The sequence below is a fragment of the Paraflavitalea sp. genome (assembly GCF_059502485.1).
Map to the genome: position 1 here is coordinate 2,715,339 of NZ_JCACET010000008.1, position 22,203 is coordinate 2,737,541.

Annotated in this window: 23 protein-coding genes; 17 read left to right on the forward strand and 6 right to left on the reverse strand. The window is 46.4% G+C overall.

The features are described from left to right. The first annotated feature begins 100 nt into the window (after positions 1 to 100). The 6 genes from AC5JBY_RS13590 (at position 101) to AC5JBY_RS13615 (ending at position 5,437) form a co-directional block, all read left to right on the forward strand. Positions 101 to 487, forward strand: coding sequence for an HYC_CC_PP family protein (locus AC5JBY_RS13590; RefSeq protein WP_495905144.1), 387 nt, complete (start codon positions 101 to 103; stop codon positions 485 to 487). Between the two features lie 86 nt (positions 488 to 573). Beyond that, entirely contained in the window at positions 574 to 969 is a 396-nt protein-coding gene (locus tag AC5JBY_RS13595) for a heavy-metal-associated domain-containing protein (protein ID WP_495905145.1), read from the forward strand. 20 nt (positions 970 to 989) lie between these two features. Continuing rightward, the gene (locus AC5JBY_RS13600; protein WP_495905146.1) at positions 990 to 1,541 is read left to right on the forward strand and encodes a heavy-metal-associated domain-containing protein; all 552 of its coding nucleotides are present in this window, start codon (positions 990 to 992) and stop codon (positions 1,539 to 1,541) included. A 10-nt stretch (positions 1,542 to 1,551) separates the two neighbouring features. Next, the gene (locus AC5JBY_RS13605) at positions 1,552 to 2,034 is read left to right on the forward strand and encodes a TlpA family protein disulfide reductase (protein WP_495905147.1); all 483 of its coding nucleotides are present in this window, start codon (positions 1,552 to 1,554) and stop codon (positions 2,032 to 2,034) included. Positions 2,035 to 2,045: 11 nt separating this feature from the next. Continuing rightward, the gene (locus tag AC5JBY_RS13610; RefSeq protein ID WP_495905148.1) at positions 2,046 to 2,867 is read left to right on the forward strand and encodes a hypothetical protein; all 822 of its coding nucleotides are present in this window, start codon (positions 2,046 to 2,048) and stop codon (positions 2,865 to 2,867) included. A 278-nt stretch (positions 2,868 to 3,145) separates the two neighbouring features. Continuing rightward, on the forward strand, positions 3,146 to 5,437 hold the full coding sequence (locus tag AC5JBY_RS13615) for a TonB-dependent receptor (protein ID WP_495905149.1): 2,292 nt from the start codon (positions 3,146 to 3,148) through the stop codon (positions 5,435 to 5,437). A gap of 2 nt (positions 5,438 to 5,439) precedes the next feature. On the opposite strand, the gene AC5JBY_RS13620 is transcribed toward AC5JBY_RS13615, so the two are convergent. After that, on the reverse strand, positions 5,440 to 5,778 hold the full coding sequence (locus tag AC5JBY_RS13620; RefSeq protein ID WP_495905150.1) for a response regulator: 339 nt from the start codon (positions 5,776 to 5,778) through the stop codon (positions 5,440 to 5,442). A gap of 151 nt (positions 5,779 to 5,929) precedes the next feature. Here AC5JBY_RS13620 and AC5JBY_RS13625 point away from each other — a divergent pair, with 151 nt between their 5' ends. The 3 genes from AC5JBY_RS13625 to AC5JBY_RS13635 are packed head-to-tail and all read left to right on the forward strand — an operon-like array spanning position 5,930 to position 6,953. Next, complete coding sequence (locus tag AC5JBY_RS13625; RefSeq protein WP_495905151.1) at positions 5,930 to 6,166, forward strand: YtxH domain-containing protein; 237 nt, start codon at positions 5,930 to 5,932, stop codon at positions 6,164 to 6,166. A gap of 18 nt (positions 6,167 to 6,184) precedes the next feature. After that, positions 6,185 to 6,559 (forward strand): hypothetical protein, encoded by a 375-nt coding sequence (locus AC5JBY_RS13630; protein WP_495905152.1) that lies wholly within the window; start codon positions 6,185 to 6,187, stop codon positions 6,557 to 6,559. Next, positions 6,552 to 6,953 carry a hypothetical protein gene (locus AC5JBY_RS13635; protein WP_495905153.1) on the forward strand — a complete coding sequence of 134 codons (402 nt, stop codon included), beginning with the start codon at positions 6,552 to 6,554 and terminating at the stop codon, positions 6,951 to 6,953. Before AC5JBY_RS13630 ends, AC5JBY_RS13635 begins: the two co-directional genes overlap by 8 nt. Here the strand turns inward: AC5JBY_RS13635 and AC5JBY_RS13640 are convergent. Beyond that, positions 6,940 to 7,371, reverse strand: a complete 432-nt coding sequence (locus AC5JBY_RS13640) for a response regulator (RefSeq protein WP_495905154.1) — start codon at positions 7,369 to 7,371, stop codon at positions 6,940 to 6,942. The genes AC5JBY_RS13635 and AC5JBY_RS13640 overlap by 14 nt on opposite strands. A 320-nt stretch (positions 7,372 to 7,691) precedes the next feature. Between AC5JBY_RS13640 and AC5JBY_RS13645 the strand changes: the two genes are divergently transcribed. Further along, positions 7,692 to 8,084: a hypothetical protein gene (locus AC5JBY_RS13645; protein ID WP_495905155.1), complete on the forward strand. Its 393-nt coding sequence runs from the start codon at positions 7,692 to 7,694 to the stop codon at positions 8,082 to 8,084. Positions 8,085 to 8,605: 521 nt separating this feature from the next. Here AC5JBY_RS13645 and AC5JBY_RS13650 read toward each other — a convergent pair. Beyond that, positions 8,606 to 9,640 carry a Gfo/Idh/MocA family protein gene (locus AC5JBY_RS13650; RefSeq protein WP_495905156.1) on the reverse strand — a complete coding sequence of 345 codons (1,035 nt, stop codon included), beginning with the start codon at positions 9,638 to 9,640 and terminating at the stop codon, positions 8,606 to 8,608. A gap of 167 nt (positions 9,641 to 9,807) precedes the next feature. Between AC5JBY_RS13650 and AC5JBY_RS13655 the strand changes: the two genes are divergently transcribed. Then, positions 9,808 to 10,644, forward strand: a complete 837-nt coding sequence (locus tag AC5JBY_RS13655; protein ID WP_495905157.1) for a glucose 1-dehydrogenase — start codon at positions 9,808 to 9,810, stop codon at positions 10,642 to 10,644. Here AC5JBY_RS13655 and AC5JBY_RS13660 read toward each other — a convergent pair. Then, complete coding sequence (locus AC5JBY_RS13660) at positions 10,641 to 12,041, reverse strand: CHASE3 domain-containing protein (protein ID WP_495905158.1); 1,401 nt, start codon at positions 12,039 to 12,041, stop codon at positions 10,641 to 10,643. The two genes, AC5JBY_RS13655 and AC5JBY_RS13660, sit on opposite strands and share 4 nt — an antisense overlap. A gap of 173 nt (positions 12,042 to 12,214) precedes the next feature. Here AC5JBY_RS13660 and rpoN point away from each other — a divergent pair, with 173 nt between their 5' ends. Genes rpoN through AC5JBY_RS13680 form a run of 4 tightly spaced genes read left to right on the forward strand, consistent with a single transcriptional unit; the run spans position 12,215 to position 18,210 of the window. Then, positions 12,215 to 13,627 carry an RNA polymerase factor sigma-54 gene (gene rpoN / locus AC5JBY_RS13665; RefSeq protein ID WP_495905159.1) on the forward strand — a complete coding sequence of 471 codons (1,413 nt, stop codon included), beginning with the start codon at positions 12,215 to 12,217 and terminating at the stop codon, positions 13,625 to 13,627. Positions 13,628 to 13,686: 59 nt separating this feature from the next. Continuing rightward, complete coding sequence (locus AC5JBY_RS13670) at positions 13,687 to 15,192, forward strand: sigma-54-dependent transcriptional regulator (protein ID WP_495905160.1); 1,506 nt, start codon at positions 13,687 to 13,689, stop codon at positions 15,190 to 15,192. A gap of 9 nt (positions 15,193 to 15,201) precedes the next feature. Further along, entirely contained in the window at positions 15,202 to 16,755 is a 1,554-nt protein-coding gene (locus AC5JBY_RS13675; RefSeq protein WP_495905161.1) for a sensor histidine kinase, read from the forward strand. A gap of 9 nt (positions 16,756 to 16,764) precedes the next feature. Next, complete coding sequence (locus tag AC5JBY_RS13680; RefSeq protein WP_495905162.1) at positions 16,765 to 18,210, forward strand: two-component system sensor histidine kinase NtrB; 1,446 nt, start codon at positions 16,765 to 16,767, stop codon at positions 18,208 to 18,210. 108 nt (positions 18,211 to 18,318) lie between these two features. On the opposite strand, the gene AC5JBY_RS13685 is transcribed toward AC5JBY_RS13680, so the two are convergent. Next, entirely contained in the window at positions 18,319 to 18,984 is a 666-nt protein-coding gene (locus AC5JBY_RS13685) for a porin family protein (protein WP_495905163.1), read from the reverse strand. Between the two features lie 230 nt (positions 18,985 to 19,214). Here AC5JBY_RS13685 and ku point away from each other — a divergent pair, with 230 nt between their 5' ends. Together ku and ligD are read left to right on the forward strand one after the other, a co-directional pair. After that, on the forward strand, positions 19,215 to 19,988 hold the full coding sequence (gene ku / locus AC5JBY_RS13690; protein ID WP_495905164.1) for a non-homologous end joining protein Ku: 774 nt from the start codon (positions 19,215 to 19,217) through the stop codon (positions 19,986 to 19,988). 22 nt (positions 19,989 to 20,010) lie between these two features. Then, positions 20,011 to 20,949 (forward strand): non-homologous end-joining DNA ligase, encoded by a 939-nt coding sequence (gene ligD / locus AC5JBY_RS13695; protein ID WP_495905165.1) that lies wholly within the window; start codon positions 20,011 to 20,013, stop codon positions 20,947 to 20,949. A gap of 29 nt (positions 20,950 to 20,978) precedes the next feature. Here the strand turns inward: ligD and AC5JBY_RS13700 are convergent, their stop codons facing one another. Continuing rightward, entirely contained in the window at positions 20,979 to 22,199 is a 1,221-nt protein-coding gene (locus AC5JBY_RS13700) for an NAD(P)/FAD-dependent oxidoreductase (RefSeq protein WP_495905166.1), read from the reverse strand. Positions 22,200 to 22,203: the final 4 nt, after the last annotated feature.

Consider the following 22,203-nt stretch of genomic DNA (forward strand, 5'->3'; position numbering starts at 1 on the left):
CTAAAAGGTGACACCGGTTTGCTTTTAGAACTGTTCATTCTCAATGTTTAACACTTTCTACTTCCGCTTTCAAAAAATACATTCTACATTTGTCTACGGAATGAAAAAGGCCATCATCGCCATATTAGCCATTTTGTATGTCACCGTTGCCAGTGGGGTAGTGGTGAACGTACACTACTGCATGGGGCGCATTGCCTCGGTAGAAGTGGGCTACGATGACCATGATGTCTGCGGCAAGTGTGGCATGAGCAACAAAAAACAAAGTTGCTGTCATACTGAATACAAACTGGTAAAAGTGCAGGATGAACACCAGCTGGCACAGATACAAGTGCCTTTCCTGGCTATCCCTGCCGAAGTACCCGTACAACAATCCCTCATTCAGCTGCCGCTTTCCGGGGTGGATAAATACCTTTCCCTCAAGTACCATTCTCCACCCGACACCCGCTCCAATACAGTTTATCTACGTAATTGCGTTTTCAGGATTTGATAGAACAACAATCAGTTAATGATTGCCTGCTTCTGCGCACCCGCGCGAGGATTATTTTAATTACATAAACTATCAAATTAACTATCATGAAAACACAACATATCGTTCTCTCATTCATATTCGTAATCGCATCAGCATTAACAGCATCTGCCCAAAAGAAAGATCCCACAGCAAAAAAGGAAACCTTTAAAGTATGGGGCGAATGCGGCATGTGCAAAAAGACGATCGAAAAAGCTGCCAAAGACTCCGGCGCCACTACCGCCAACTGGGATACCGACAGCAAACAGCTGACAATTACGTACAGCTCTGCTAAGACAAGCAACCAGAAGATACAACAGGCCATCGCTGCCGCTGGTTACGATACCCGCGATCTTACTGCCGACAATACCGCTTACGACAAGCTCCATGAGTGCTGCAAATACGACCGAAAAGCCGCTGCAGCCAAGAAAGAAGAAAATCAGGAACATTCCGGACACCATTAATCATCACAAAACATACAACAATGAGAAAGATCATAACCATGTTGGTGGTGATGCTGGTGGGATTGACCCTCACTACCGATGCACAATTTAAAAAAGCCAGCCTACAGGCTGCGGGACTTACCTGCGCTATGTGTACCAAGGCGATCAATAAAGCATTGGAACAGGTTCCCTTTGTGCAGGATGTAAAAGTGGACATCAAGACCTCTTCCTTCCTGGTCAACTTTAAAGAAGGACAAGCCGTTGACTTTGATGCAATGAAGAAAGCAGTGGAAGATGCCGGCTTTTCAGTAGCCAAATTGAAAGTAACAGGCGACTTCAATAAAGTAGATGTTCAGAATGATGCCCATGTGCAGATAGATGGCAAGACCTTCCATTTCCTCAATATCAACAAGCAAACCCTCGAAGGAGAGAAAGCGATCACGCTGGTGGACAAGGATTTCGTAAGCGCAAAAGAGTACAAGAAGTACAGCACTGCTTCCAGCAAAGCCTGTGTAAAAACCGGCAAGGCACAATCCTGCTGCACCAAGGAAGGGATCGCCGCCGATGCCCGCATTTATCATGTAACGATCTAACTAAAACCTGATGAAACAAATTATAATCAGCAGCCTGCTGTTAATATGCATAAGTGCAACCCTCCATGCACAACCTAAAAAAGGAGAAAAAGTACCAGACATTGCTATCTCGAATGTCGAAGGCAAAACAGTAAAACTGTCCAGCCTGAAAGGCAAAGTAGTACTCATCGATTTCTGGGCATCCTGGTGCGGTCCCTGCCGCAAAGCCATGCCCGGATTGCGCAATGCCTACGCTGCTTATAAAAGCAAAGGCTTTGAGATCTATGGCATTAGCCTCGATGAGCGCAAACCCGACTGGCACAAAGCCATTACAGCCGATAAGATCACCTGGATACAGGTGAACGAGCCGGGAGGGTGGGAGAGCCGCACAGCCAAAGCATGGAACATAGAACAGTTACCATCCTCCTTTTTGATCGACAAGGAAGGAAAAGTAATTGCCATTGATCCAACAGAAAAAGAACTGACGGCCCTGTTGCAAACACAGTTACCATAAAACCGGCCGCCATGAAACAAATACTAACCATGGTAGCAGTGTTGCTGGCATCAGTTGCCGGCTACACACAGGAGCTGTACGTATATACAGAACCCGCATCAAATATGCCGGCTAAGTCCATCAGCGCCAAGTGGAATACCAAGCTATTGAAGAGCATACACAATGATCGCGTTGAACAGCGCCACACACCTGAGCTGATGTTTGGGCTGAACAAGAATTGGATGGTACACGTAGCAGGAACATTCTCCGATATGTATTCATCCAACATCCGGTACGAAAGCATACGTCTGTATGCCAAATACAGATTCCTGTCAAACGATGAGGTGCACCAGCATTTCAGGATGGCAGTTTTTGGCGAGGCCACACACAGCGTGAACCCTGCTTACTACGAAGAAGTGTCGCTCGATGGTGACCTTAGCGGAGTAATGGCTGGACTGATCGCCACACAGTTGTGGGATAAGCTGGCAGTGTCTGGTACGGCCAGCCTGGCGCAGGTGACCACCAAACGACCGAAGTACATAGAGGACGCCTACCCCTGGCAGGCATTCAACTATTCATTGTCGGCGGGTTATCTGGTGCTGCCGGTTGAGTACACCAGTTACAAGCAAACCAACCTCAACGTGTACCTGGAACTGTTGGGCCAGCAAACACTCGATCGTAAACAACATTACCTCGATCTGGCCCCCTCAGTACAGCTCATTTTCAACAGCAATGCCAAATTGAATATGAGCCACCGCTTCCAGCTCAACAGCGATATGCACCGCATGGCCGAAAAAAGCTGGCAGGTTAGCTTTGAATACGTGTTCCTCAACGCCTTGAAGAAAAAGAAATAACAATCATGCACTCGCTTTCCCGCCGCAAGGCGGAATGAGTTTCTTCCCTCGCTCGCCTCCGGCGAGTGAGGGTATTCCATAGCCTCCGGCTATTGCGCCAAGCAAAGCCGGAGGCTTTTTTATTTCAGTAAAGCTAAGTGGCTGTTTCTCTGGGTTTTCCTGCTCGCAGCTCATAGTTCGTCGCTCGCAGCTATTTCTCAATTTTGTTTATTCTAATAATAATATTACATTTGACTAAACATAAATTTAGACAAGACTAAAAATAAGTGAGTATAAGCATGAAAAAATGGTTCTACACAATAGCAGGATGTTTACTGGTTTCGGGAGTATTTGCACAGCAAACGATGATCAGTGGCGTCGTGCGCGATAAGGGCAATAGTGAGGTGTTGGCCGGAGTTACAATACAGGCGGCCACACAGAAAGCAGTAACAGATAGAGAAGGACGTTTCAGGATCACCTGGAACGGCGCAGAGCCGGTTTCCCTCATCGTAACCATGATAGGATATAAGGCAGACACGATCAGGACGATCGAACCCAATAAGCCGGTAATAATATTGATGGAGTCATCTGCAGGCGTCATGTCGGATGTAGTGATTACGGGTACCATGAAAGCAGTACAGAAACTGTCGAGCCCGGTACCGGTGGAAGTATACACACCAGCCTTCTTCCGGCGCAATCCTACCCCATCTATCTTCGATGCCCTGCAGCAAGTCAATGGCGTACGCCCACAATTGAATTGCAACATCTGCAACACAGGCGATATACACATCAATGGACTGGAAGGACCTTATACAATGGTATTGATCGATGGCATGCCTATCGTGAGCAGTCTTTCATCCGTATATGGCCTGGCAGGCATACCGAATTCCCTGGTAGAAAGAATAGAAGTAGTGAAAGGCCCGGCTTCTTCCCTCTATGGCTCGGAAGCCATTGGCGGATTGATCAACGTGATCACAAAGAACCCGGCCAAAGCACCACTGGTTTCAGTAGATGTATCGTCCACCACCTGGAATGAGCACAACATCGACGCAGCCATTAAGTTCCGGCCTTCTAAGAAAGTCAGCGCCTTGCTGGGGGTCAACTATTTCAACTTCACCAGCCGCTATGATAAGAACGATGACAACTTCACAGATGTAACCTTGCAAAACAGGATATCTCTCTTTAATAAATACAGCTTTCAACGCAAAGACAACCGGTCGGCAAACATAGCAGTACGCTATGTATACGAAGATCGCTGGGGCGGCGATATGCGCTGGACGAAAGCATTCCGGGGTGGCGACAGCCTTTACGCCGAAAGCATTTATACCTCCCGCCTGGAAACAATTGGCAACTACCAGTTGCCCATGAAAGAAAAACTCTTGTTTTCCTGGTCATTCAATTCCCACATCCAGCGCTCGGTATACGGCACCACCCGCTACAATGCTTCTCAGCAGGTTGGCTTCGGACAGCTGACCTGGGACAAGACCATAGGAGCGCACGATCTGCTGGCAGGCGTTGTATTCCGCTACACCCATTATGATGATAACACACCGGCCACCAATGATTCCATTATCAATAAGAGCAAGCCGGAGCATACACCTTTACCCGGTTTCCTGTTGCAGGATGAGATTGCACTCCAAAGCAAACACAAATTACTGCTGGGCGCACGGTGGGATCATCACCCAACACACGGACATATCTTTACACCACGCATTGCCTGGAAATACTCATTGACACCCAACGATGTCATCCGCCTTAATGCCGGTACTGGTTTCCGGGTAGTGAACCTCTTCACGGAAGATCATGCGGCACTCACAGGCGCACGCACAGTGGTGATTAATGGAACATTAAAACCGGAGCGCAGCTATAATGTGAACCTCAACTATGTAAAGAAGATTTACTCCGCCGCATTTTGGGTAAATATCGACGCATCTGTTTGGTATACACATTTCACCAACCGCATATTGCCCGATTATACTAGTAACCCCAATGAAATACGCTATAGCAACCTCACAGGCTATTCCATTTCACAAGGGGCAAGTGCCAATGTAGAATTTGGATTCACTTCCTCATTAAAGGGACACATAGGCGCTACCCGGCAGGATGTAACCATTGTAGAGAAAAATACTGTTGGCAATAAAACGCGCAAGCAACAATTACTTACAGAAAAATGGAGCGGTAACTGGTCATTGTCATATACCTTTCCCAAAGGAGGATGGGTAATAGATTACACAGGAAATATCTACGGTTCTATGCTGTTACCCCTGCTATCCGACCTCGACCCACGCAGTGAAAAGTCGCCGATATGGAGTATTCAGAACTTACAACTTACCAAAAAGCTAAATGGAGGGATAGAAATATACGGCGGTATCAAGAACCTGCTCAACTGGACACCAGCCAAAAATGCACCCTTTCTCATTGCCCGCGCCAACGACCCCTTCGATAAGCAGGTGGCCTATGACAACAACGGACAGGTGCTGCAAACACCGGATAACCCTTACAGGCTTACATTCGATCCCAACTACGTATACGCCGCCAACCAGGGCATGCGCGGCTTCCTTGGCGTCCGCTGGACGATGGCTGGAAGATAACATCAAAGTACCTCCAGATCCGCAAACGAAATCGGCTTCGTCAATACCTCATACGAAAAGCCGGGAATATTGGGGAAAGTAGGCGGGTAGCCACTCATCAGGAATAAACGAAGCGCAGGATTTACCTGTAGAAAGCTTTCTACTTTGTTCCAGCCAAGGCCGTCAGGAAGATTATTGTCCAGGAACAGAATGTCTGCTGTAAATGTCTTCATTTGAGCGATTCCCTCCTGTAAGGTGGAAGCGCTGACTACATCGTAGTTCTTTTTAAGGAAATACGACTTCAGCAATAAACATAGGTCCGGTTCATCATCTACGATCAATATCTTTTTCTTGTACGTCAAGCCAGGTGATTATTGGTTTAATTACTAACCTCTTATAACGAAAAAAGTGCCGCAATCTTGTGTGGAGTATTCTCCCCGGTTGCCCCATGGCCAGCGGGCGGCATCCTTTTTACTAATACAAATATCATTCAATCATTTAAAACTATTTAAAATGACTACAACAACAAAAGTATTATTAGGAATCGTTGGCGCCGCCGCCGCCGGCGTAGTGATCGGAATGTTAGTTGCACCCGAGAAAGGAAGTGACCTCAGAAAGAAGATCAAAACCAATGCAAATGATTGGGCAAACCAACTGTCTGACCTGTTCCAGCAAGGAAAGGACAAAGCAGAAGACCTGGCATCAGAAGCCGGCAACAAATACAACAGGGTAAAAGAAAACCTTGGTTAAGAATAAAAAAGACCAGCTATGCGGCAAAAAACAGAAGATATAGAATATGCTGAAGTAAAGAAAGATGCTACTACCAGTGACAACCTCGCTGATAATGTAATGGATTTTGTAGAGACCTATTATAAGTTGACGCTTGTAAACATTACAGACAAAGCATCTGGCGTGGCCTCATCGGTAGTAACCTTTATGGCAGTATTTATCATCGGCATCTTCGTGCTATTGTTTACTGGCCTTGCATTAGGTACGTGGTTGGGACAATTGCTCAACAACACCATTGCAGGCTATTTCCTGGTAGCTGGTCTTTTTTTATTGATTATGTTGATGATCTGGGCATTCCGTAAAAAACTAATGTCAGGATTCAGAAACTTTATTATTCGCAAAGTGTATGAGTAAACCCATCATTAAATCGTACGAAGACCTCCTCCTGGAAAAAGCCCGTTTGCAGGCACAACTCAATGTGCAAAAAAACGAGCTCAATGAAAGAGTCAGGAATGTAAAAGAAAAACTGGCCCCTGTAGGAACCATCCTATCCGCTGTAGGCGGCATCACGGCCATGGGAGCTGCTAATCCCATGCTCAAAACAGGTGTTGGTATTGCTGTAGATATGTTCCTCAAGAAGAAGCTGTTCAAAAACAGTGGTCTGATAACAGGATTGGTAGGAAGTTTCCTTGTACGTAATGTGGCTACTAAAGTAGTGGCAGGAACAGCAGGTGCGCTACTGGGTAAACTCGCGAAAAAACTGATGACACGCAAGGAGTCTAAGCCACAAACAGCTACGCAGGGATAGAAGCAGTATTGAACCAATAACTCCTGATCTCCTGTATTACCCGCACCAATGCATCAAAACTTACCGGTTTCACCACGTAAGTGTTAGCGCCCAGCTCATAACATCGCTTTATTTCATGCTCATTCTTGGTAGTAGTAAAAATAATAACAGGTATCTTCTTCAACTCAGGATGCTGTTTAATTTCCTTCAACACTTCACGCCCGTCCTTCTTGGGCATATTTAGGTCGAGCAGGATAAACCCGGGGAATTGGATATCCAGGGTTTTCTTATTCATAATACCAGACAGGTACTCGATCAGCTCAATTCCATTCTCTACAAACTCAAGCGTATCCGTAAAGCCGTTTTCCTCGAATGCCGTTTGTAATAAAAAACGATCATCTGCATCATCTTCTGCGATGAGGATAAAGAGTTTCTGCATAGCGGTGGTGACACATTTTACGCAAATGTAGAGAACTGCGCCTTAAACCCTCTAAAAATCAATAAATTCCTGATCAATTTTTTATAGATGGGAAGGCCCTTTTCGGAAAATACGGTCATTGCCCTTTAACCAGTTCTTAATCTGTCCCAAAAAGTACCATTATAGGCCAGGCTAAACGGTAAAAGGGGAACAAATACCCGCAGCACCGGCCACCATGGGGAATGTTTTCCCGGTGCCCGGCATAGGGCAAGCGGTATGGTTTTTTTAAGCCTTTACAGAGACGATGGGAACACAAATGTTTAATCATTAAATTTCTTTTTATGAGCATACAAGATCCCAAAACAAAAACCAAACAAGACAAAGCCGGCAAGCAATCCGAGCAGATCGATAAGAAGAAGCAGGCGTTTGATCAGGGTTTGCCAAACAATTCCAACACACAAACCGGAACAGCCCATAGTGGATACGATGAAAAGAATCCAAAACATCCTGGAGGTAAACAACAGCAACAGCCAAAAGTAACCAACCAGGAGAATGATATCACGAACAGTGAAGAACAGAATAAGTGGGCAGAAGAGCCGGTGGAAGAACGCTCAGGTGGCGTATACTCCGGTGGAGACAATTCCAATGGGAATTCAACAGAGCGTACCGATCCGGAGATCGATTCGCCAATTCCGGACACGGAAAGAACAGAAAAGAAAATACCACAAGGCTAATAAAGAAACCGCCCTTGGTATAACGATTTTTCGCGGCGGACGTTGATTTGGTTGTTTTAACCCGGCAGTATAGCTGCCGGGTTTTTCTATGCAATAAAAAAAGCGCAGTATAATTACTGCGCTGCCCATTAATCATTCATTCCATAGTTATAACGGATCGAAATCTTTGGCTTTAAACACTGGCTCCATAAACAACGGCAAATTCCTCGCGGGTTCTTTCGCTACCGGCTTAGCTTGAGAGACCGGTTGAAAAACTGGCTTTGGTATTTCCTGCTGTTTAGTAGCTGGTTCAAAGCTGGTCTTAATAAATTGTTTGATACGATGACTGGGCCGGGTCCTTGCAACATACTGTGTCCTCATGAGAATAGTGTTGAGGTTGTCATTTATCAAAAAACTAATGCCCATTCATATTGGCTTTGCAATAACCCTTTCCTGTGTACCCCATTCCACAAAAAGTGATGAAATGGGGAAAAGTCGTTGTTAATCATTGGTTAGTAGCGACCTTAGTACCCCAACTACTATTATCGGTTGCTCCCGGCTTTTGTCGGCACTAACTGCCGCTGCATCTCATCCGCCGGATACCTGATATTAGTTTGCTGCCGTATTGCATCCAGCGTGGCCATCAGATCGAGGCTGAACTGGTGACAGAGTTGATCACTGTATAATTTGCCCTGCCGAACACACCGCTCGACCTCTTCCGCTTCATACTGCAAACCGCGACCCTCCCAGGCACAGGGATGACGTTGCTCCTCGCCATCATACGGCCGCACAATGATTTCCAAAGGCTTCTCATTCCAGGGATTGCCAATGTGGATGCTGCCCGTTTCACCATAGATGGCTGCCCTTAAAGCAGTTTCAGTGACCAGTGAAGACTCAACGAAAGCATAACTGTCATTACCATAATTGAATATTGCTGCGCACGCTTCGTCGATCTGCTTCTTCGATAGGCGTGCAGTGGCTTTAATAGTAGCAGGCTTGCCCAATAAAAGATGCGTAAGAAAAACAGGATAAATACCGAGATCGAGTAGGGAACCCCCACCCAGTTCGGGATTGAAATAACGCCCCTCCGGATCATCAGGCGCTTTATAACTCATATCAGCCTTGATGGAAATGATCTTCCCGATCGCATTGCTTTCTACCAGCGATAATACTTTCCCGATACTCGGCAGAAAACGTATCCACATCCCTTCCATTAAAAAGGTATTGTGCCCGATGGAAGCATCCACCATCTCCTGCACTTCCCGGCTGTTCATTGCCAGCGGCTTTTCACACAACACGGGGATCTTGTGTTGAAGACAACGCAGGGTTTCTTCATGATGCAAAGGATGCGGCGTGGCAATGTACACGGCATCTACCCGGGCATTTTCAACGAAGCTATTGAGATCATCAAAATATTGAGGAGCATTTTCCTTTTCAGCAAAAGCAGCTGCCTTTTCAAGATTATGCGATAGTACGGCACCTACGCGATGCTGAGTACTCTTAATGAGATGAAGGTCTTCGGCGAATTCAGTAGCAATATTACCAGGCCCGATAATACCCCAGGTAAAAGTGTCCATGCGAAACAAGGTTAATTGGTTGTATTATATAATGGACAACACTTGTACCATTGGAGCCTGTGGATTTCGGTCTACATCCACAACCAGTCAGGCCGCTCCAGGCGGCCAGACAGATGGTTACCCAATTATCGAGGTATAAGATTTTCAGCCTGCTGCAAAAAGCGTTTATGCCAATAGCCACAGCAGCAAAACCCAAAAAGAAAGAAAGCCTCGACAAACACGAGATCATTGTGCGGCCAGGTTATCAACCATCCAATAAACTAAAAGACAAAGTGGCCATCATCACTGGGGGCGACAGCGGTATCGGTCGTTCGATCGCTGTGCTGTATGCCAAAGAAGGGGCCGATGTGGCTATCGTGTACCACGAAAGCGATGGCGATGCCCGGGAAACAAAAACATTGGTAGAAAAGGAGGGCAGGACCTGCCGCTTATACAAAGGAGATATTGCCCGTGAGTTTTTCTGCCGTAAAGTAGTCAATGAAGTATATGATAAGTTTGGCAAGCTATCGATCATGGTCAACAATGCAGGTACCCATGAGCCGGATAAGGACTTCATGAAAGTGAGCAGCCGCCAGTTTCACGACACATTCGAGGTAAACATGTTTTCCTTCTACTACTTCACCCAGGAAGCCTTGAAGTACCTCGATAAAGACGGTTGCATCATCAATACAGCTTCGGTAGTGGCCTACCGGGGCAGCGAGCACCTCATTGATTATTCTGCCACCAAAGGAGCTGTTGTATCATTCACCCGCTCATTGGCCAAGAACCTGGCGCCTGAAGGCATTCGCGTAAATGCTGTAGCGCCCGGCCCTATTTGGACACCCTTGATCTTCGAATCATTTGATAAGAAACACATAGAACAATTTGGCAAGAAGACACCCATGAAGCGCGCTGGCTATCCTTATGAAGTAGCGCCCGCATATGTATTCCTAGCCTCTGCCGATGCTTCCTACATCACGGGCCAGGTGATCCATGTGAATGGAGGAGAAGTAGTGGGAGGTTAACCAGGAATAGGAAAATACAAATTGAAAACGGCCCCTTCACCGGCAGTACCAGTAGCCACTACATTACCGCCATGGTTGATCATGATGCGCTGCACCATCGGCAGGCCAATGCCTTTACTTTGATAGAAGCCTTGTTGAGACTCCAGCTTCTGGAAGAGGTAAAACATTTTATCTACAAACTTATTATCGAAGCCCATCCCATTATCGGCCACACTTACCTTATAATACATAGTGCCTCCGAAAATGGTATTGATTTTCTTACTGATCTTATTGCCGGTAATCGCTTCATTGGTAATCGTAATGACAGGCGGAACATCCTTACGCGAAAACTTGATCGAGTTATCGATCAGTTGCTCAAACAAGATGGCCAGTTGCGAAGGAATGCCTTTAATAACAGGTAGCGTATTGGTAATAATGAGTTTGGCTTGCGTGAGCGTAAGCCTTTCATCCATGTGCTCCGCCACCTTCATGAGCACATAATTGAGGTCCACCTGCATCAGCGTTTCCTGCGTATTGATAAGACTGGAGTACTTGACCATATCCCTGGTAAGACCATGCATATGTTTTGCCGACATGTCCATCTTGCCCAGCAACATGGATACTTCTTCCGGCAGGTCTTTATATCGGCTGGTAACCTGATTCGAGAAAGTCTGGATCTTCCGCAAAGGCTCCTGCAAATGATGCGAAGCGATATTGGTAAGCTGCTCCAGCTCCTGGTTGGCCCTGTTTAGACTGCCCACTTGCTGCTGCAACTGCTGCTGGAATTCCAGCCGCTTCGTCAACTCCCGGATAATGAAGAAAAATGATACAATGAGACTGGCTGCTGCAAAAAAGAAAGTAGCGTAGATGAAGTTAGGCGTACTGCGCTGACTCACTTCCTTTTGAGAATCCCGTACCTTTTTGGTTTGTAGCTCTATTCCTTGCATTCTTTCATACAGCTGCCGGTAGTCAGCCATAATGACCTTGCCCTCCAGTAGCCGCCGTCTGATATTCCCTTCATCGATATTCAGCGATGCCCTCGATATATTGGTGCGCACCTGTCGTAGCCGCTCAGTTACCAACCCTTTCAGTTTATTCAGGTTGGTTTGCTGACTATTGGTCGTGTAGGGATAATTAGCGATCTGCTGAAGAAGTCCCGGTATCTTGTCCGCATTATTCATGGCCGGCTGCAAAACGGAACTGTCCCGGGTAAGCACAAAAGCCTGCTCACTTACAATGGCATCCTTGAGATAAGAATCCACCTCGCTCAAAGCATACATGGTAGCATAATTCTGCTCTACCTGGTTGGAAGCTTCGGTCGATTCCATGAGCCGCTTATAGAAGACAACCGACAGGGCTGTCAGGATTCCGAAGGATAAAACGAACAAAGCGTAAATGTATTGAAACCTGAATTTCATAGACGAATTTACCCAAATTGTGTAATTTGTTCTACAGTTCTGAAAGGTGGTTTTGGGGGTCAAATGTGGGATAAAGCGGCCAGGAAGCAGTAAAATACGGCATTTACGCAGTTTTTGGGCAAAAATTATTTTTTGGAGTGCCGATTGTAGTATACACCCCACAATCTTTTCACATGATCCACCAACACCTTACACAGAAGCAGCAGGTACGAATACTTCCTCAACAGATCCAACTGTTGAATTTGTTTCACCTGAATACACTGGAACTGGAACATCGTATTGAGCAGGAAATAGAAGAGAATCCATTATTGGAGGAAACCAAGAACGATGACGCCACTTTGAAAGATGAGAAAGAGGCTGTGCAGGATTTTGCTGACTGGGAAGAGTTTGGTTATGACGATATTCCTGATTACAAGACGGAATACGCCAACTATTTCTCCGGCGAAGATGTTCCTGAGCGGCCCCTGGTACAGGCCACCGATTTCAGGCAGCAACTCAAGGAGCAATGCCGGCTGCTTTTATTAAGCGAGCCGGACTTCACGAAAGCCTGCTACATTATTGATTCTTTGAACGAAAGCGGTATGCTGGAGCAAACCCTTTCTACCCTGGCAGAAGATATGTCATTCAAATATGGCGAGTGGTTAGAAGCTTCGGATTTGGAGGGCGTGTTAAAGACGATCCAGAGCCTCGACCCGCCCGGCGTAGGCGCCCGCGACATCCGGGAATGCTTATTGTTACAACTGGAGCGGATGAATACCGCACAGCCTGATGTGGCAGCTGCATTGAAGTTGATTCGCGACCATTATACCGATCTGAAGAACCGTCAACTGGAAAAAGTGCGTGAAAGCCTCCGCCTGGATGAAGATGAGTTCAGGATCATCCTGGAACTGATAGCATCACTCCAGCTGCAGCCGATCAACGTGCGGGTAGAAGAGCCTGCAGCCAAAAACTATATTATTCCCGATTTCATCATCACTGTTGAAGGAGAGAATATCGAAGTATCACTGGCGCGCCAACGTTCCGCTTCCCTGCATATCAACCATTCCTGGATGGAAACAGTGAAAAGTCAGTGCGGTAAAAAAGATAAGGCGGCAGAACAATACATGAAGAGCAAGCTGCAGGCAGCCGAGTGGTTTGTATCAGCCATTCAGCAACGCGAAAGCACGATGCTCAGGATCATGAAGACGATCGTAAAATGGCAATATGAGTATTTCAAAGAAGGCGATCAGCTATTGCTCAAACCAATGATCCTGAAGAACATTGCCCAGGAAATAGGCGTGGATATTTCTACGGTGTCGCGCATTACGAGCAACAAATATGCAGCTACACCATTTGGCAACATCCTCCTGAAAGACCTGTTCTCGGAAGGTATGCCAAACGTAGAAGGAGAAGTGATCAGCAACCGGATCATCCAGTTTGCCCTGGAAGAAGCCATCGCTGCAGAAGATAAGAAATCACCCTTCACCGATCACCAGTTGGTAGTGGTGTTGGCACGCAAAGGATATAAGATAGCCCGCCGCACAGTGGCGAAGTATAGAGAACTTTTACGTATCCCTACCGCACAAATGCGGGCATTATGGAGATAGTACCCTATTTAATCATTCAAAAAAAACGCTTTTAATACCACCAAAGTAAACCCATTTATATGCCTAAAATATTAGTGATTGATGATGACCGCGATATATGCTTCCTGATGAACAAGTTTCTCACCAAGCATGGATTTGAAACGCATGAATCATACACCGCTAAAAAAGCATTGGAACTATTAGACGAAGTAACGGATTTTGACCTGGTGCTGTGCGACTACAGACTTGAAGGAGTAGATGGAAAAACCATGCTGCTGAAGATCAAGGAAAAATATCCTGCATTGCCGGTCATCATCATTACGGGTTACAACGACCTCAAGACAGCTGTAGATGTTATGAAAATGGGTGCTTACGATTACGTGACCAAGCCATTGTTTCCGGAAGAAATATTGAATACCATACAAGGAGCCTTGAATTCAACACCGGCAGCAGCTGCCAAACCAGCGCCCCATCTCAATGGTAATAGTAATGGTTCGGCCACTGCGCATGCGGAAGTGCAGAGTGATAAGAAAAGAGGTTTCACCGGCAATGTCGATTACATATTCGGCACAAGTGCCGTATTTCAGCAGATCATGGACCAGATCGTGCTGGTAGGCCCTACGGACTACAGTGTGATCATCTATGGTGAAAGCGGTAGCGGTAAAGAAGCCATTGCACAGGAGATCCATAAACGCAGCAAACGCGCCAGCTATCCATTTGTGGCCATCGACTGCGGCGCTCTCAGTAAAGAGCTGGCCGGCAGTGAACTGTTTGGCCACGAAAAAGGAGCCTTCACCGGTGCGGTCAACCAAAAGGTGGGCAGTTTTGAAATGGCCAATGGCGGCACGATCTTCCTTGATGAGATCGCCAACCTCTCTTACGAAATTCAGGTATCCCTGCTACGCGTGATCCAGGAAAGGAAGATGCGCCGTGTAGGAGGAACAAAAGATATTTCACTCGACGTACGTATCATCATTGCCAGCAACGAGCGGCTGTGGGATGCTGCACAAAAAGGTAAATTCCGTGAAGACCTTTTCCACCGCTTCAATGAATTTACCATTGAAGTACCGCCTTTACGCCAGCGTAAAGAAGACATCATGGTATTTGCCCGTCACTTCCTGCAGAAAGCCAATGAAGGCCTCAACAAGCGCATAAGAGGCTTCTCGCCCGAAGTGGAAGAGATATTCAAAAACTATGTATGGCATGGCAACCTGCGCGAGCTGAAGAACGTGGTAAAGCGGGCCGCCCTGCTTACTGATGGTGATTTTGTAGAAGACCGAAGCCTGCCATTTGAGATCAGCAACTACCGCAAGCTGCTGTTTGAGCACAACGGCGACGGCGCTATGGAAGCCGCAGCTCCAACAGCAGTAGTGCCTATCCATGAAACCATCGCAACAGCCCCTGTAAGAAAACCATTCGGTGAGAACAGCCTGAAAGAGGCATCCATCGATCTTGAATACGAAATGATCCTGAAAGCGCTTAAAGAAACAAACTTCAACAAAAGCAAGGCAGCACGATTGCTGAACATCGACAGGAAGACCCTGTACAATAAGATCAAGCTCTATCAGGAGTTGAATAATCGCTAAACCGATATCATGACCGTTGAAGAAACGACCCATATAAAGCTCAAAGAACTGTTCAATGATGCCGAAGAATTATTACAATTTGGTACCTGGCAATGGGATGTGGCTACCGACAATATAGCATGGTCCGAAGGTATGTACCGGATCATGGGATATTCACCCGATTTGCCACCCCAATTGTCTGATGATTTTTACCTTTCTCATATACATCCCACGGATGCCGAAGAATTGAGGCATATCCGTAGCAATGCCATTGCTACCAAAACACCCTTTGAATATACCTATCGAATTACCACTCACCAGAACGAGCAGCGCATCATCAACATCAAAATGAAGTTTGTGCTGAACAGTAAGGGAGAGGTGATCAAAGGAGTGGCCATCAACCGCGACGTGACAGAAAAAACACAGATGCTCCATGACCTGATGCACTACAAACGCATCGTAGGCCAGAAAGAAGAGTTCCTGAATGTGGGCAACTGGGAGTTGGAACTGAGCACAAACAAAATGACCTGGTCAGATGGTATGTACCAGTTATTAGGCTATGCACCACATGAGAAGAAAGAAGAAATAGACCTGCTTGAGTTTTACCGCCTGCACTTACAACCGGAAGAGGTAAAAAAAGCAAATAAGGCAATACAGGACATCCTCGCCAATGGCGAAACATACGTACAGCAATCCATACTCATTACCCGCGATGGTGCTGCAAAGCCCGTAGAGGTATTTGGCAAAGTGTTGAAAGATCAGCAGGGAACTGCTGCCAAAGTATTGGGTACGGTGCGCGACGTCACGCGTTTGAAACAATATGAGCAGGAACTGGAAGTAAAAGTACAGGAGCTGAACCGCTCCAACCACGAGCTCGAAGAGTTTGCTTATGTAGCCTCCCATGACTTACAGGAGCCACTGCGCAAGCTGACCACTTTCGGGGAAAGGTTAAAAAACAAATGTGCCGACCAGCTATCGGAAGAAGGCAACCTGTACGTGAACCGTATGATGGCATCTGCGGAAAATATGCGGATACTCATCGATAATCTGTTGGAATTTTCACGCGTTACCCGTTCCCAGAATCCTTTCGAGCGCAAAAGCCTTGATGATATCATAAAAGAGGTATTGAATGATCAGTACCTCGAAGTGGAGGAAGGGAAGGCCGATGTACAGGTGTATGACATGCCGTCGGTAGAGATGGTAACACCACAAATACGGCAACTGTTCAACAACCTGTTGAGCAACGCTATTAAGTTCCGTCGCAAAGGAATATTACCTAAGATCACGATCAAAAGCGAAAAGCTTAGTAAAATAGAAAAAGAGAGACTCAAGCTACGTAATGGTAACCTGTACTACAGGATCATGGTAACCGATAATGGGATTGGGTTTGAAGAAACCTATAGTGAAAAGATATTCCAGCTTTTCCAGCGTCTCCACGGAAAAGCAGAATATCCCGGATCAGGAATGGGGTTGGCTATTTGCCGCAAGATCACCGACAACCACAAAGGATTGATCATGGCAGATAGCACACCCGGACAAGGATCTACTTTCTCTATCATATTGCCTGAAACACAAGCGCTATAAAATATTATTATGTTTATCTCTGCTCAACCATTGCGTATCCTGGTAATAGACGATGACGAAGACGATTATTTTATCACAAACAGCCTGATCAAGGACATTGAAGGTGGTAATTTTAGTGTGGACTGGTGTTACAATTACCACGAAGCCCTCGATCATATCTGCCACCAACGCTATGACATTTACTTCATAGATTATTTCCTCGGTGCCAAAACCGGTCTCGATCTGTTACGCGAAGCCGTAGAGAAAGACTGTGAAGCGCCGATGATCCTGCTTACCGGTAAAGGCAACCATGCTGTGGATATAGAAGCCATGCGTGTGGGAGCGGCTGATTACCTCGTTAAATCAGAACTTACCATCGAGAAGATGGAGCGATGCATCCGGTACTCAGTAGAGAAAGCCCGTTCTTTAAAAGCCCTGCGCGATAACGAGCTCAAGTACCGCAATATCTTTGAACGTTCAAAAGACGCGATCTTCCTCGCCGATGCGGACCTTCGTTTCTTTACGGTAAACATGGCTACCTGCAACCTGTTGGGGTATTCAGTAAGCGAGCTTACCGATATGAGCTTCTACGACCTGATGCTCGAAGACAAGGACGCCGAGGCCTTACGACTGTTGTTGCAAACCGGTGAAGTAGATGACGTAGAGGTCGATCTGTTCAATAAAGACCGGGAAGAGCGCATTTGTATCTTCTCTGCCACTATTATTGAAAGACCCGATGGCAGCAAATACATACAAGGAATTCTACACGATATTACCGGCCTGCGCAAGGCAGAGAAGTCTGTGCTGATGGCGGAGAAGCTGGCAGCCACCGGTCGCCTGGCGCGTACACTGGCCCACGAGATCAGAAATCCGCTTACCAATATTCATCTTTCACTCGATCACCTCCAAGCTAATGATATCACAGAGACCCAGGTAAACTATTACGGCATTATACACCGCAATGCAAAACGCATAGGCGCTATCATTTCCGAATTGCTCGACACTGCCCGGCCTTCCGAAATGATGCTACAGAAAACTTCCTTGCAGGATATACTGGATGAAAGCATTACGGCCGCGATGGACAGGATCACCTTGAAGAATATCAAACTACAGATACGCTATCCCGACGATATTCTATACATTCCGGCTGATAAAGAAAAGCTCAAGATCGCCTTCCTCAACATTATCATCAATGCAGTGGAGGCGATGGAAGAAGAAGTTGGCAAACTCGAAGTCACAATGGGAGGTCATCCCAACGGTTGCCAGGTCCACATTACAGACAATGGCTCGGGCATATCGGAAGATAACCTGCAACGGCTTTTTGAACCTTATTTCACTTCCAAGCGCAATGGCCTGGGACTTGGACTCGCCGCTACCCTCAACATACTGCAAGCCCACCACGCAGAAGTCGACGTGCAATCCGAGATGGGAGAGGGGACTACCTTCGTGATCACTTTCAACGAATGCGCCAACTAAGGCTGGCAACACAACCAATGCGATCCCGCTTCTGATTTATAATTACAATAAAAATGGCCCCGGTTTTAAACCGGGGCCATTTTTATTTTTTGGGATTCTCTTGGTCCGTTAGAATCCTATGCCAATGTAGAAAGTGAAGGCGCTGTTCTTTGAATTCTTTGTCGCTTCGCCGGCAACACCACCATCGCCTATTTCATTCAGGCCATAGTTGTAACGGGCTCCGATAGTGAAGTTTTGGATATCGAATCCAACACCACCTACCAGACCATAGTCGAAGCGTTTGAAATTGTCAGTGTCCAGATCTGCAATGTCATCGATCTCGCCACTTTCATTGTCCAATCTCTTAATGTTGGCTGAAGTGAGGAGGGCTGCATAAGGACCAGCATGGATGTTGAAGTTCTTACCCAGGTTGAATACGGCCAATACCGGCAATTCTACGTAGTTGAGATTGAAGCGGTATTCACCATCACCGAAGATATTATTGTACCTGAGCTTGGAGCCCTTGCTGGTATACAATAACTCCGGCTGGATAGAGAAACCTTTGGCAACAGGAAGTTTGGCAAATACACCTACGTTTACACCCACTTTCATGTTTTCATCCTCTACATCATCAACATATAAGTTGGTAAGGTTAACACCCCCTTTGATCCCGAATTTGGGCTTGAGGGAACTTTCTGTGGTAGTTTGTTGTTCCTGGGCCATGGCTGCGGATAAGCAGCCTGTAAACGCTGCTACCAGGAGTACTCGTTTTAAGCTACAGGTTGCATTTTTCATTTTGTTTCAATTTTTTAGTACAGTGATTTCAAATCATGGTTTCAAGATATACATGCGTCCTTTCAGAGCCTGCATGATACCAGGTAACAATCAATTAACGTTCCCTTAAGGCAGATTGTGGAATCCCAGGCCCGTCTTGTGGATTCTGGGTAGTTAAAATGTTGCGCTGTGTAGCCTTATCTACAGAAGCGAGGCAACATATTTATACAATCTTTATTAAAACATTTACTATGCGTGCAATCTGGAGCGGTTCCATCGGCTTCGGGCTGGTGAACATACCCGTTAAACTATACAGTGCTATTCAGGAAAGCGATCTCGACCTCGATATGCTGGATAAGAAAGACCATGCAAACATTAAATTTCAGCGTATCAACGAGCGTACTGGTAAAGTAGTTGCCTGGGCTAATATTGTAAAAGCGTATAACCTGGACGGTAGCTATGTAGTGCTGTCCGACGAAGACTTTCAAAAGGCAATGCCTGAGAAAACCAAGAGCATCGATATCATGGCCTTTGTAGAAGAAGCAGAGATCGACGCCATGCTATACGATACACCATATTATATAGAGCCGGATAAGTCAGGCGCGCGCGCTTATGCGCTGCTGTGGAGCGCCCTCAATAAAACTGGTAAAGCTGGCTTGGGCAGTTTTGTGCTGCGTAGCAAAGAAAGTCTCTGTCTGATCAGGGCAGCAGATGATGCCTTGGTGTTACAAAAGATCCGCTTCGACGAAGAGGTGAGGGTTGCCACTGAATTGAATATCCCTAAGCTCACCAGCAAGCCCAATGAATTGAAAATGGCGCTTTCCCTGATCGAACAATTGACCGAGACCTTTGATATATCAGCCTATAAAGACACCTACGCAGATAAGTTAATGAAACTCATCAAGGCGAAAGCGAAAGGTAAGAAAGTGGCAGTACCTCACATGAAGGTGGTACATTCGAGAGGCAAGGACCTGATGTCGCAGTTGAAAGCCAGCCTGGATACCAAGAAAAAGAAAGCCTCATAAATTATTCAATAAAGAAACGGTTATGGCTGTAAAAGAAAAGGCAACTAAAGAAAGTAAAGAGAGCATGGTCACGATCAACCGCCGATCGTTGAAGCTCACCAACCTTTCCAAGATATATTTCCCTGATGAAGGAATATCCAAGGGCGATGTCATCGCCTATTACAATGCTATGGCCGATCATGTACTGCCATACCTTAAAAATCGCCCCTTATCCTTGAAGCGAAATCCTAACGGGATTAAGGATAAAGGCTTCTATCATAAAGACGCAGCAGAAGACGGCCCCTCCTGGATAAAGTCGTTCGACGAATTTGCAGAATCTTCACAGAAGGTGGTTAACTACATTGTGTGTAACGATAAAGCCACTTTGATCTACCTGGCCAACCTGGGTTGCATCGAAATGAATCCCTGGAACTCTACCACCCGCACGCCGGATAAACCCACTTACCTGATGATCGATATCGACCCCTCTGATAAAAATACCTTCGATCAGGTAATATCAGTGGCACAGGCAGTACAGGAAGTACTCAATAGGGCAGGAGCTGTCAGCTATTGTAAAACTTCAGGTGCTACAGGGCTGCATGTGTATGTGCCCTTGAATGCAAAGTATACTTACGAAGTAGCGCGAGAGTTTGCCCATATTGTTGCCACGTTGGTGCAGGAACAATTACCGGGCATCACATCACTCGAAAGATCATTGAAGAAAAGAGGCAATAAGATATATGTTGATTACTTGCAAAACTCCAAAGGGCAAACACTGGCCTCGGCCTATAGCCTCCGCCCGGTGCCGGGTGCTTCTGTGTCCACGCCATTATTGTGGAAAGAAGTAAAGAGCGGCCTGCATCCTTCCCAATTCACGATCTACAATATTGAAAAGCGCGTTAAGAAACTGGGAGATATCTTTTACATGGTACTTAAAGAAGGCAATAACCTGAAAGGCTGCCTGAAGAACCTCGGTTATTAAAAAAAGATGCGCTCGTCGCTGTCATCCTGTTATACTTTTGTCCCCACTGTTCTGCTAAAGTCAAACAGCCTGCTATTGGCATTCTTTCTTCCTGATAATACATCGCTGATGATCTGTGCAGCAATAAGGCTGAACGTGATCCCATTACCGCCAAATCCCAGCGCAAACCAGGTATGAGGCCGTTCGGGAATGGTGCCGATATAAGGCAATCCATCACGTGTGCTGGCAAAAGTGCCCGCCCAGGCAAAGTCGGTGCGGAAAGGAATATGGGGAAACAGCCTGCTGAAAGACTGTTCCAGCAGTTTCATCTTCTTGGGCAGGTTGGCATCGCGCCGGGCAGGATTGTAAAAAGGATCATCTTTACCCCCTACAACAATACGGTGATCGGCAGAAGCACGCATGTACAAATAAGGATTGGCAGTTTCCCATATCAGGGCATTCTTGTGCCAGAACTCATTAATGAACAGCGGCTCGCTGATGATAGAATAAGTAGAATGTAGCTTCTCTATTTTTTTAGGCAGGTAAGTTTGAGATTCATAGCCACAGGCAATCACGAGCTCCTTTGCCTCGATCTTGTATCCCCAGTCCGTTTGCAGCGTCACACCCTTAGTATCATAATCGATGCTGGTCACCTGCGTATTGTCATAGACCAGCATGCCCTTGTCCTGTCCATGTTTCAACAATGCATGCGTAAGTTGGTAAGCATCCACAAGGCCACCGTCAGCAGAGAGAAGGCCGGCTGGCTTTTTAAAGCCAAACAACCGGGTAATATCATCAACCGACAACAACTGCAGGTTAATACCTGCCCTTTTGCGCAACAGGTATTCCCGTTCCATCTTACGCACATCATTGTTATAAGAAGCAAACTGGAAACTGGGGTGTAAGTTGAAAAATGGCCTGGAAGGTATTTTCTTACATATCTCATGCAGGTCATAGATTGCCTGGCGACAAAGCAGGTAACTGAGCACGGCATTCTTTTCCCCTACCAGCTTAATAAGTTCATTGAGCGGCGTATCGATCTCATATTGCAACAGCGAAGTACTGGCAGCAGTGCTGCCCATACCCGCATGGCGTCGGTCGATCACTACCGCCTGAATACCTTTCTGCAGCAGGTGCCAGCCAACGAGGGCGCCGGTAATGCCTGCACCGATGATGGCTACGTCGGCCTTGAGGTCTTTTCGCAGGGACGGATATACATGGCCAAGCCCATGCCGCAACAAAGAGTATGGTTTGTCTGACCGGAGATGCATAATA